Annotated in this window: 11 protein-coding genes; 2 read left to right on the top strand and 9 right to left on the bottom strand. The window is 46.0% G+C overall.

Annotation, left to right across the window (positions count from 1 at the left end):
• The first annotated feature begins 391 nt into the window (after window positions 1-391).
• Entirely contained in the window at window positions 392-826 is a 435-nt protein-coding gene (locus tag ACQVGS_RS04275; RefSeq protein WP_024122837.1) for a hypothetical protein, read from the top strand.
• A 100-nt stretch (window positions 827-926) separates the two neighbouring features.
• Here the strand turns inward: ACQVGS_RS04275 and ACQVGS_RS04270 are convergent, their stop codons facing one another.
• The 7 genes from ACQVGS_RS04270 to csoR all read right to left on the bottom strand — a co-directional run bounded on the left by ACQVGS_RS04270 (window position 927) and on the right by csoR (window position 8,317).
• The gene (locus ACQVGS_RS04270) at window positions 927-1,538 is read right to left on the bottom strand and encodes a trimeric intracellular cation channel family protein (protein ID WP_044159108.1); all 612 of its coding nucleotides are present in this window, start codon (window positions 1,536-1,538) and stop codon (window positions 927-929) included.
• 208 nt (window positions 1,539-1,746) lie between these two features.
• Window positions 1,747-2,163: a disulfide oxidoreductase gene (locus ACQVGS_RS04265; RefSeq protein ID WP_095713026.1), complete on the bottom strand. Its 417-nt coding sequence runs from the start codon at window positions 2,161-2,163 to the stop codon at window positions 1,747-1,749.
• Between the two features lie 4 nt (window positions 2,164-2,167).
• Complete coding sequence (bdbD, locus tag ACQVGS_RS04260; RefSeq protein WP_095713025.1) at window positions 2,168-2,836, bottom strand: disulfide bond formation protein BdbD; 669 nt, start codon at window positions 2,834-2,836, stop codon at window positions 2,168-2,170.
• A 118-nt stretch (window positions 2,837-2,954) separates the two neighbouring features.
• Entirely contained in the window at window positions 2,955-5,066 is a 2,112-nt protein-coding gene (locus ACQVGS_RS04255; RefSeq protein WP_491831035.1) for a heavy metal translocating P-type ATPase, read from the bottom strand.
• A 168-nt stretch (window positions 5,067-5,234) separates the two neighbouring features.
• A complete protein-coding gene (copA, locus tag ACQVGS_RS04250; protein WP_487446347.1) occupies window positions 5,235-7,646 on the bottom strand; it encodes a copper-exporting P-type ATPase CopA in 2,412 nt (803 codons plus the stop codon).
• Window positions 7,647-7,729: 83 nt separating this feature from the next.
• Entirely contained in the window at window positions 7,730-7,939 is a 210-nt protein-coding gene (gene copZ, locus ACQVGS_RS04245) for a copper chaperone CopZ (protein ID WP_044159112.1), read from the bottom strand.
• A 75-nt stretch (window positions 7,940-8,014) separates the two neighbouring features.
• Window positions 8,015-8,317, bottom strand: coding sequence for a copper-sensing transcriptional repressor CsoR (gene csoR, locus ACQVGS_RS04240; protein WP_024122845.1), 303 nt, complete (start codon window positions 8,315-8,317; stop codon window positions 8,015-8,017).
• Window positions 8,318-8,474: 157 nt separating this feature from the next.
• Between csoR and ACQVGS_RS04235 the strand changes: the two genes are divergently transcribed.
• The gene (locus ACQVGS_RS04235) at window positions 8,475-9,521 is read left to right on the top strand and encodes an oxidoreductase (RefSeq protein ID WP_283912592.1); all 1,047 of its coding nucleotides are present in this window, start codon (window positions 8,475-8,477) and stop codon (window positions 9,519-9,521) included.
• A gap of 34 nt (window positions 9,522-9,555) precedes the next feature.
• Here the strand turns inward: ACQVGS_RS04235 and azoRB are convergent, their stop codons facing one another.
• Both azoRB and ACQVGS_RS04225 read right to left on the bottom strand, forming a co-directional pair.
• Complete coding sequence (azoRB, locus tag ACQVGS_RS04230; protein ID WP_101864801.1) at window positions 9,556-10,182, bottom strand: FMN-dependent NADH-azoreductase AzoRB; 627 nt, start codon at window positions 10,180-10,182, stop codon at window positions 9,556-9,558.
• A gap of 161 nt (window positions 10,183-10,343) precedes the next feature.
• Complete coding sequence (locus ACQVGS_RS04225; RefSeq protein WP_400153266.1) at window positions 10,344-12,242, bottom strand: FUSC family protein; 1,899 nt, start codon at window positions 12,240-12,242, stop codon at window positions 10,344-10,346.
• Window positions 12,243-12,299: the final 57 nt, after the last annotated feature.

Below are 12,299 nucleotides of genomic sequence, written 5' to 3'. Positions count from 1 at the left end.
TTTAAGATTTCACTGTTGTACGTGCTTTTTAAGGTTGCGAATCTTCTCTTTCATCAGTATCGATTCCTTATAACATTCAATCTTCCATATGAAAATATATCTTTTTCATTTTAAAAACACACAGAGCTTTGCCGTGTTTATCAGTTCATCTCACGTGAAGAGTGACTAAACTGGCTGTTTTATCATCCATATAGCAACTAAAATCAATAGCCTACCATCCTTGCTATCATACCTATAGACGCAGTAAAATAGTCATTTTTTATCCAATTTCGACATATTTCAACAAAATGAAGTTTCTAATTTGGGAGATTAGGACGATGTTACATTATTTCTCACGGTTTATGATATGAACATGAAGAAAGAACCAGAATAAGCTAGGAGGAAATACTCAGTGAAGAAAAAGCTATATATGATGTTGCTGGCTTTCGTCGTAGCCGTAACAAGTTTTACGGCTATTGACCTAGTAAACAACAAAGCAGAAGCTAAAGATTGGGTTAAAAAAGGTCAAATATGGAGTACTCATTACCATTCGGGCTCATTTAAAAACTATACTTACTCGCCAACTTTTCATATTTATTATCCAGGACAAGGAACTTGGGCCAACATTACGGCAAACGGATCAGGCAGCGGGAAAATTACAGCAACTCTGCAACAAAAGACAAATAAAGGCTGGAAAAATGTGAAAACTTTTTATGCAAAGAAAAAAGGCTCTACAAATTTAAGTTACAAACAAGCTTCTAAAAGCTACAAAACAAATTACAGATTCAAATTCACTAACACAGGAACTAAAAAGACCATCAGCTATACATTTTGGGCTACTTATTAATTTCAAACAACTTTGCTCTGCGCGGTCAGCATTTGAAAAGACTTTGATCCAGCTGGCTGCAATAAAAAAACCTCTCCGACATGGATGAGGTTTCTTTTATTTACTGGCTATCTAAGCGAAAATAACGGTTTGGCAGCTTCCAATTAAACATATAAGAACAAACGCGGCATACGACAAGCACAAAAAACAGCGCGTATAAACCGATCGAGTTTCCGGTCCAGCCCAAGCCGACGATTAAACCGCCGAGCGCCGCCCATACCGCATAGATTTCCGCTTTCAGCACGAGCGGCTTGCGCCCGGCAAGCAGGTCTCGGATGATTCCTCCGCCGCTTCCCGTCAGCACCGCAGCCACGATAACGGCACTAAGCGGATGCCCCATTTTGACGGCGTACAGGGCGCCTTGAATAGCGAAAGCTGCAAGACCGATCGCATCCGATAAATTTCCCCATTTGTTCCAATGCTTCAGCAGCAGCTTCGGAAACAAAAAAACGATCGTGATGGATATCAGAGCGATTTGAAAGTACGCACCCTGCTCCCACAATGCTGACACCGGAACACCGATCAGCAAATTGCGGATCGCTCCTCCTCCAAAAGCTGTGACAATCCCTAATATATAAACACCTAAAATATCATATTCTTCTTCCATTGCAACAATTGCGCCGCTGACCGCAAACGCAATGATGCCGATCACACTGAGCAGCTCCCAAGCCATTTTGATGACTCCCTTTATATTTGTTAAATTTTCTGACGACCTCTAGATTTTATAACCGCTTCAGCTTAAAATCAATAACATTTTTATGATAAAAAAAAGATAAATGTAGAGGGAAAACAGTAAACGCCGATCAGCTTGAGTCTGCCGCTGGCAGTGCCTATCATTTGTACCGTAAAAAAAGCGCCCTGCATTCGCGGGCGCTTTTTTCCTATTCAGATTTTTCGCCTTTTAGAAGGCACATAAAAATGATGATCAGAATAAAAGCAATCAAGGCCAGAAACGGAATGGTCACAAAACCGAACCAGTTAATATATTGGCCCGAGCAAGGCACACCGCTTACACATGGCTTGATGCCGCTAAAGCCCGGCACTTTTTGCTCCAGATAATGCATAATCGAAATAAATGCGCCGATAATCGCCATCGGCAGCACATATTTTTTCACGCGTGTGTCACCCTGAAAGGTGGCGATTCCTAAAATCAGAACGAGCGGATACATGAGAATACGCTGGTACCAGCACAGTTCACACGGGATGAACTTTTTGATTTCACTGAAATACAGGCTGCCCAGCATGGCGCTAAGAGCAACAACCCAGGAAGCATATAAAAAAACAATTCTATTTTTCATTCGCTTACTTCCCTTTCAGCTCTTTTTCTATCGTTTCTTTAATTTCTTCATAATCCGAAAAATCACTGATCACTTTATCATTAACGTAAATCGTAGGCGTTGCTTTTATGTTCATTTTATGATTAAGGTCCGAATCCTTTTCCACTGCAGAAGCAAATGTTTCCTTATCAAGATTGTCCTTCAGCGTATCAGGATTTACCTTTGTCGTGCTTTTTGCGATATCACCGAGAACCGCCGGCGTTACCCATTCCTGTTCTGTGTCCGGCTGCTTGTCAAACAGCTTTTCATGAAATGCCCAGAAAGAATCAGGATCTTCTTTCCATACTTCCTCTGAGGCAAGAGCCGCTAACGTTGAGCCTTTTCCATGGAACATGACGTTCACGAAAGAAAATTTCACATCGCCCTTGTCAATAAAGTCTTTTTGGATTTTAGGGAAGATGTCGCTGTTAAACATCTTGCAAGACGGACATTTATAATCTCCGAATTCCACTACCGTTACCGGTGCATCATTTTTGCCAAGCACAGGCTGGCCTTTGATAGACGGCTGTCCTGACACTGCTTCGTTGCCTTGCTCCGTTTTGTTATTAATGATGACAATTGCTGCTAACAAGACAACAACGACAACCGTAAGGATGACCGCGAATTTCGCAGAAGACTGCTGTTTCTTTTTCACTCCGACACCTCATCGTTTTAAAATTAAAAAAGAAGCGGATCTCAATTGACCCACTTCTTTATTTTAACAAGACAACCGTCTATAAGAAAAGCCCGAAATAGTGAATTCTCTCCGACAATTATCTTATTTTGAGGCGCATCACGCGCATAGCGTTTGCAACAGCGAGAAGCGTAACACCGACATCTGAGAAAACCGCCTCCCACATGGTCGCAAATCCAAACGCTCCGAGTAAGAGGAAAATGGCCTTAACACCTAAAGCAAATCCGATGTTTTGCCACACGATTCGCCGAGTCCGTTTGGCAATCCGAATCGCTTCCGCTATTTTTGACGGCTGATCTGTCATCAGCACAACATCCGCGGCTTCTACAGCTGCATCTGATCCGAGTCCGCCCATCGCCGCTCCAATGTCCGCGCGTGCAAGCACCGGAGTGTCATTAATTCCGTCACCGACAAAAATGAGTTTTTCATTCGGGAGCAGCTTCGATTCCAATGCTTCTACCCGCTCCACTTTATCCTCCGGCAGCAGCTCCGCATAAACCTCGTCGAGGCCGAGCTGTTTTCCGACTGTTTCTCCTGTCTGTTTTGAATCGCCCGTCAGCATGACTGTCTGTTTGATACCGAGCGATTTCAAATCTGCGATCGCTTGTTTTGCGTCTTCCTTTACTTCATCTGCTATGATGATCGCCCCGGCATAGCGCTGATCAATAGCCACGTGAACAATTGTACCGGCGTTTTCATCCGGGACGCTCTCAATCTGTTCTCTTTCCATCAGCTTCTTGTTCCCCGCAAGGATTTCTTTTCCGTTCACCTTTGCGAAAATACCATGCCCGGATATTTCCTCATATGACTCGATTGTGTCCGGGGAAAGCGGCTTCCCATAGGCTTTCCGCACAGATTCTGCAATCGGGTGCTGAGAGTGGAGCTCAGCGTATGCCGCGGCTTCGAGTAAAGTCTCCTTTGAAAAACCTTCCGCAGGTTTGATCTCTGTCACTTCAAAGCTGCCTTTTGTCAGTGTGCCTGTTTTATCAAACACAGCGTATTTGACTTGATGTAAGGCTTCTAAGTAATTGCTTCCTTTCACAAGCACCCCGGCCTTCGAAGCTGCGCCGATTCCGCCGAAGAAACCGAGCGGAATGGAGACAACAAGGGCGCATGGGCATGAAATGACTAAGAAAATAAGCGCGCGGTACACCCAATCAGAAAGTAAAGCGCCAGGAATAAACAGCGGCGGGACAAATGCCAGCAGGGCGGCGATAATGACGACAGCCGGTGTATAATACTTGGCAAACTTCGTGATAAAGTTTTCGGTCCGCGCTTTACGGCTGCTCGCATTTTGAACCAAATCTAATATTTTGGATACTGCGGAATCCTGATAGCCTTTTGTTACTTCTATATGCAGAACGCCGTTTTGATTGATAAAGCCGGACATGACTTCTTGTCCTTCTGCCGCTTTTCTTGGTACAGATTCTCCTGTCAGCGCTGATGTATCAACCATCGCCGATCCCTGCACAACCTTTCCGTCCAGCGGTATGCTTTCTCCCGGGTTGACGACAATGATATCTCCTGTCTGCACGCCCTCCGGAGAAACGGTCTTGATGCTGTCTCCTATTTTCATATTGGCGTAATCCGGCCTGATATCCATTAATGCACTGATCGATTTTCTAGAACGGCTGACCGCGGCTCCTTGAAACAGCTCGCCGATTTGATAAAACAGCATCACAGCAACGCCTTCCGGGTATTGCTGAATTAAAAAAGCGCCGATTGTAGCAAGAGCCATTAAAAAATGTTCATCAAACACTTGTCCGCGGCTGATATTTTTGACCGCTCGAACGACTATGTCTCCTCCGATTATCAAGTAGGCGGCGAAAAATAATAAAAATTCCAGCATTGGGCCGGCATGAATCAAATATGCCGCCGCTCCGAGAAGGACCGCTGCTGCCATTCTGATCAGCATATTGATCATTCTTTTTCGATAACCGTCATCTGCTGATTTCTTTTTATGTTTCGGACGAACTGTTACATGAGGATCAATTGATTTTACTTTTTTCTCGACCTTATTGGTGACCCATTGTTCTTCTTTGCCATCGGCTGAGACAGTCAGTGTGCTTGCTGCAAAGTTAACCGCGCATCCGTCAACGCCTTTGATGCCTTTGACGCCATTTTCGATTTTTTGTGCGCAGTTGCTGCAATCCAAACCGTCCAGAACATATTCCCGCGTCACTTGTTTCATTTGTCTCACCTTACCTTCCGATTTAGGGTTCCCTCATCAAAGCATATGAATGAGTGTGAGTATCAAAATTACATATATGAGCATATACTCATATAATAGTTACATCTATTATATGGTGTTTTCCAAGAAAGTGTCAATGAAAAATAAAAACCGGCAAATCACCGGTTTTTATTTTACTTTTTGCAGACGCAGCGCATTCAGAACAACAGATACAGAGCTAAAAGCCATTGCCGCTCCCGCTATCCATGGCGCTAAAAATCCAAGGGCCGCGACTGGAATGCCGAGACTGTTATAGCCAAGTGCCCAGAATAAGTTTTGTTTAATGTTTTTCATGGTAAGTCTGCTCATACGGATGGCGTCCGCAATACTGTTCAGATCGCCGCGAATGAGCGTTATGTCCGCTGTTTCCATCGCGATGTCGGTGCCTGTTCCAATGGCCATGCCGATATCCGCTGTGGCAAGCGCGGGTGCATCGTTGATTCCATCACCGACCATTGCCGTCTGGCGTCCTTCTTTTTGCAGGCGGGAGATTTCCGCTGCCTTTTGCTCAGGAAGGACCTCAGCAATGACGCTGTCAATTCCAGCTTCCTTTGCTATCGCTTCTGCCGTTCTGCGATTGTCCCCGGTCATCATGATGACATCCAGACCCATCTCTTTCAGACGGGTGACTGCCTCCCGCGACGTGTCTTTTATCGTGTCGGCAACCGCTACAAGTCCCGCTGCTGCTCCATCAATGGACACGAGCATCACCGTTTTTCCTTCTCCTTCAAGCTCCTCCATCCGAGGAAGAAGAGCCTCATGCTCAATCCGTTCGCTCTCCATTAACCGTCTTGTGCCGACGAGTATCGTTTTGCCTCCGGCTTCGGCTGAAATACCAGCGCCTACTTTCGCTACAAAATGGGTGAGCTTCGGTATCTCCAGCCCTTTATCTTTCACACCGGCAACGATCGCTTCGCCCAGCGGGTGTTCCGAGCCCGTCTCAGCTGCTGCTGCGAACCGGAGCAGCTCTGTTTCTTCAAAGCCATCGGCCGGAATGGCATCAGTCAGCTTCGGCTTTCCGTTTGTCACTGTTCCGGTTTTATCGAGAACAATGGTATCAAGGCGATGTGTTTTTTCTAAATGCTCTCCGCCTTTAAAAAGAATGCCGAATTCAGCCGCCCGTCCGGATCCTGCCATAATGCTTGTCGGGGTGGCAAGACCCAGTGCACATGGACAGGCGATGACGAGAACCGCAATAAACTTGCTGATCGCTTCAGCAAAATCACCTGGAGACGCCCAAAGATACCAAATAAGGAACGTGAGGACGGCGATCCCCAATACAATCGGCACAAAAATGCCTGAGATCTGGTCGGCGAGACGCTGGATCGGCGCTTTTGATCCTTGTGCTTCCTCCACAATTTTGATGATATGAGAAAGCGCTGTTTCTTTCCCGACGTTAACAGCCTTGATTTTCAGGAAACCGTTTGAGTTCACAGTCGCTCCTGTCACGCTGTCACCGGGAGATTTGTCAACGGGAAGACTTTCTCCTGTAATCATGGATTCATCTACAGCAGAGCGGCCTTCCAGCACCTCTCCATCGACAGGAATTCGTTCGCCTGGTTTGACATGAACAATATCACCAACAGCTACTTCATCTATCGGGATGATTTGCTCCTGTCCGTCTCTTACGACCGCCGCTGTTTTGGCTTGCAGCTTCATGAGCTTTTTAATGGCATCTGATGAGCGCCCTTTCGCCTTCGTTTCAAACAGCTTTCCTAACAAAATGAGCGTCAGCAAAATCGCGCTTGTTTCATAGTAAAGGCCGTAAGTATGCCCATGGGAACCGAGGCTTCGAATCGTAAGATAAAGACTGTAAGCATAAGCAGCCGTTGTTCCGAGTGCAACCAATACATCCATATTGGCGCTTTTATTTCTGAACGCCTTATATGCGCCGACGTAAAACGGCCAGCCGATCAAAAACTGCACCGGGGTCGCAAGGGCAAATTGCATCCACGGATTGAGGAATAAATCCGGCACCCAAATGAACGAAGTAAATGTAAAATGGCTCACCATCGCCCACAGCAAAGGAAATGACAGAATAGCTGAAAAGATCAGTCTCGCTGTTTGGTGCCGTTCTTCTTTCTTTTTGGAAGCAGCGGCTTCGCTATCCTCATCGCCTTTCAGCTTAAGTTGATATCCGAGCTTATCAACGACTTCTTTAAAATCGCTGACAGCCGCTTCTTTTGGGTTGTATTCAACTGTTACAGTTTCTAAAGCAAAGTTCACCGGAGCATTTGTAACGCCTTCTAATTTGCTAAGCCGCTTTTCAATCCGATTGGCGCATGCTGCACAGGTCATGCCCTCAATATCAAACTCAGCTTTTTCCGTTACGACGTGATAACCCAGTTTTTCTATTTTTTCTTGGATTGCTTCTGTTCCTGTTTCAGTAGGGTCATAGGTAACATTTGACGTTTCCGTCGCCAGATTCACATTGGCATCCGTGACACCAGGCATCCGCTTCAGGCCTTTTTCAATTCTGGCGGCACACGCCGCACAAGTCATACCAGATACTTGCATCGCAATTTCCTTTTGTTCACTCAATACACTCACTCCTTTATATACACCCGGGGGGTATATAAAAATGAAAGAAATATCGCGCCTTGATGAAGGCGCGATACCGTGAATCAGTTGGCTACATCATAGCCTTGGTCTTCTATCGCATCCGTAATGTCTTTGACTGACACTTTGCCGGCATCAAACGTGACATCAACTTTCCCCGCTTCAAGATTGACATGAACAGCACTAACCCCGTCCAGTTCTCCCACACTCGTTTCAACTGCTTTGACGCAGTGCTGACAAGACATGCCTTCAACTTGCAATGTTTTTTGTTCCATATGAATTCCTCCTGTTTATTCGATCTGTTTTCATCCTACCATACCCCCGTAGGGTATTACAATAATAAAACATGATTATTTCGCTAATTTTTTAAATACGTCTAATAGCTCAGAAATGGCTTGGTCCCCGTCTCCGCTTTTGATGGCGTCTGCTACGCAATGATGGGCGTGATCTTCAAGCAAGTGGAGAGCCACTTTTTGCATTGCCGCCTGAACAGCTGAAATCTGTACAAGAATATCTACACAATATCGATCGTTTTCCACCATATTTTGAATGCCTCTGACCTGGCCTTCTATCCGTTTCAATCGGTTTGTAATTTGATCCTTTTCTTTCGAGCTTTTATGGTTTAATGCTTTATGTTCATTATGCTTCTCCATGCGCACACCTCTGTTTCATATATTAATTCCCATTATACTGATTGTCCAAACCGTTGTCTAAGCTTGCGGCGGCAAAAAAATTCACTATGCAGGTTTTACCATTTGAAGATAAGGGTATATACCTTTATCAAAGCACTTTTAAAAGGGGAGAAGAAAAGTGAATACGATACAGGTAGGGATATTAGGGTACGGACTGTCAGGCTCGGTCTTTCACGCGCCGCTGCTTGCCGTTCTGGACGAGTATCATATCAGCAAGGTGATGACATCGCGAACGGAAGAGGTGAAGCGTGATTTCCCTGATGCCGAAGTAGTGCATGAGCTTGAGGAGATGACAAATGATCCGGCAATTGAGCTTGTCATCGTCACCACTCCGAGCGGCCTCCACTACGAGCACGCATTGGCATGCATTCAGGCGGGCAAACATGTCGTTATTGAAAAACCGATGACAGCCACTGCTGAAGAAGGGGAGAAATTAAAAAAAGCGGCCGACGAACGAGGCGTCTTGTTAAGCGTATACCATAACAGGCGATGGGATAATGACTTTTTAACAATTAAGAAACTCATTGATGACGGGTCTCTAGAAGATATCAATACATATCAGGTCTCCTATGACCGATACAAACCTGAGGTTCAAGCAAGATGGCGGGAAAAAGAAGGGGCTGCCACCGGTACGCTGTATGATCTCGGCTCTCATATCATAGACCAGGCACTGCATTTATTCGGAATGCCTAAAGCTGTAACCGCAAAAGTCATGGCTCAAAGAGAACATGCTGAAACCGTTGATTATTTTCATCTGACAATGGATTACGGCAAGCTCCAAGCCATTCTATACGCCGGATCAGTCGCCCCGGCAAACGGCCCGCGTTATCAAATTCACGGACAGCAATCAAGCTTTATCAAATACGGGATTGACGGACAGGAGGATGCCCTCAGAGCCGGGAAAAAACCGGAGGATGACAGCTGGGGTGCGGATGATCCCGAGTCTTACGGTCAGCTGACAACTGTTCATGGCGAGAACAAAAAAACAGAAACCATTCCATCAGTTAACGGCTCTTACCTTACCTATTACCGCAAAATAGCAGACAGCATACGCGAAGGCGCGCCGCTGCCTGTCACAGCTGAAGAGGGAATTGATGTCATCCGGATCATTGAAGCGGCTGTGAAAAGCAGTGAAGAGAAACGGACCATTTCGTTAGAACAATAAATAAAGCCTCCCTTTATACGGGGAGGCTTTTTCATTAGAATGTTTTTCCTGCTTCTTTTGCGCGGGCAATCGCATCTTCTTTGATTTGCTGTGCTTTGTCAGGCTCTGCATTATGACCCTCTACGAAAATGCCATCGAAGGATGGAACGCCGAAGAAGTTCATCATAATGCCGATGTAGCGGTGGCCCATTTCCATTTCAGCCGCAGGGCCTTCTGAATAATAGCCGCCGCGCGCTTGAATGTGAATCGCTTTTTTATCAGTTAACAAGCCGATAGGACCTTGTTCAGTATATTTGAAAGATTTTCCTGCTACTGCAACTGAATCAAGGTACGCTTTCATCACCGGCGGGAATGAGAAGTTCCATAATGGTGTGACGAACACATATTTATCAGCTGATGCAAATTGATCGCTAAGCTCTCCTAAACGGCCCACTTTCTCTTTTTCGTTTTCAGAAAGTGCATCGCCGGACTGGAGCTTGCCCCAGCCGCTGAATACATCAGCATCAATGTGAGGAATGTTTTCTTTGTACAAGTCGATATGTACAACTTCATCATTTGGATTTGCTTCTTTGTATGATTCGATGAACGCTTTACCGGTTGCCATGCTGTAAGAAGTCGCTTCATCATGCGGGTGAGCAGTGATATACAATACTTTTGCCATTTTTACCAGCCCTTTCAATTTTAAAATTACACATCCGTTATTATCATTCAGACGCGTCATGATTATTCTTTATCTCTTAAACCTTATTATAGGTGCAATAAAAATTGCTTTCAAGTAAAATATCTCGAATTAAAGATTTTTTTTAAACCCGTACGAACAGCTTACTTTTCATAAGCTGTTCGCAAACCTGTATACAATGTGTAGAGCTCCCCGCTGATTCGCGGATAATACGGAAAACGCGGCACTTCTACAACAGCGGGCGGCATTTTCATCAGTACTGATTGCTCAGCCTGTTCAAAAAACGCTCTCAATTGGTTTATTTCTTCTTCAGAAACCGGAGAGGACGGGCGGTGATGGGCTTGAGCCGAGAGCAAATAATAACCTAAGTGCTGTACTCCAGAGATCGCCGGCCACAGCGAATCCGCTTTCGCTTTTGGAAAATCTCCAAGTGCTTTATCATATGCATCCCGAAGCCTGACTAAGCTCACTCTAAGCTGATGTCCGTCTATTTGCTGTCCGGCTAACAGTTTCTCCATAAACTGCCCTTCCAGCCTGATCACTTCCCTCATGTATTCAGGCAGGCGTTTTGCTGAAAAACGTCTCCACAAAAGCATTGTTCCCAATAGGCCAATTGTGCTGCCGACAGCCACATCGGTCAGCCTCGCCGCTATAAAATAACCGGCCCCCAAGCCGCCATGCATGCTTTCTGTGATAACAAGCGCGTTTGCGGTCAGAAAAGGAACAGCCAAAGCATAATTGCGGACAATCAGCATTTCAAGAAGAAATTGAAGCATTGTGATACATAAAGCGATATACACGCCGGATGGCTTAAAGAACAGGATCGCTCCTGCCAGCATCACGCCAATTACGGTTCCTGCCGAACGCTGAATGGCTCTTTGCAGCGTAAAGACAACAGTCGTGCCCAGCATCACCGCCGCTGCCGAGAGCGGAATCCAGTAAGAACGGTGAAAACCGAAAGCATTGGCAAACAAAGCCGCCGCAAACAGCACAATCCCATACTTTAATGCCCGAATCAAAACAGGTGACTCCCAGTCAAAGGCATTTCTCAGAAAGTAATAGGAGGATGGCAGACGGCTTGGCTCCGCGTCCGATGGATCATCATTCTGTCCTGAAGCGATACTCAAAACCTCGTTGATTTCTTCATACAGCTTCCGGGCTGGCTCCGCTTCATCCTCCTGAATAGGAAACGCATCGGAAACACGAGATTGCCCCAGCATGTCGGCAGTTTGGCGAAGTGCCTTTGCGATCTGCGCCTTATCTGCGTTTGGTGTTTCGGCAGAAAAATGAATGATCGAGATGAAGAGATCATCCGCTTTTTCCAGCAAGCGGATAAAACGTTCATCATGAGGCGATTTTCTCCATCTATTCCCTTTGCCGAGCACCGTTTGACGGGCTGTTCTCAGCATCAGCACGGTCTGATGCTGCGCGTTATGAAAATCAGGAGTTCCGACATCGGAAAGGCAGGATGCAAGCTGGCGGTATGTTCTATTCAGCACTGTATTTTCCGGTCCATGCCTGTTATTGATCCAGCCAATCAAGGCGATTCCTGTGGCGAAAAGCCCGCCGGCAAATGTCAGTCCCGCTCTGAACGGAGCTTCTGAAGGATCTGCCGGCAAACCCGAGCTCACCAAAAAGGCAAGGACAAAAAACATCGGTGCTGGCCCTTGTATCCCAAGCGCGCCAAAAATAAACATTGCAGCTGCCCCGATAAGCCCCAGAACAGCCGCCATGCTCCAAAAAGTCCCTGCCAAAAGCGTCCCTAATCCAAACGATGCGGCGATCCCCATTGAAACTAACAGCAGCTTCAGAATACGTTTCGTATACGATTCCCCGCCTGCATATAAAAAAACAAAGCCGCCGATGCTAGCGGTCAAACCGAAATCCGTGTGTCCCGACAATGCGCCGACAAACACAGGAAATCCTGAAGCGACGCCTGACCCGATTGCCTTTTTCCATGGGAAAGGGGTTGCATGAATGCGAAAGGCATCCTTGACGGCACTTGGCACTGTTCTTCGATTTTGATCAGAAGACTTGTTCATATTACATAACCTCTTTAACGACATGATGTTGGTCTCTTCCCGTTTATTCGCCATAGT

The organism is Bacillus sp. SD127 (assembly GCF_058566445.1).
This window is presented reverse-complemented; position numbering and strand designations above follow the sequence as displayed.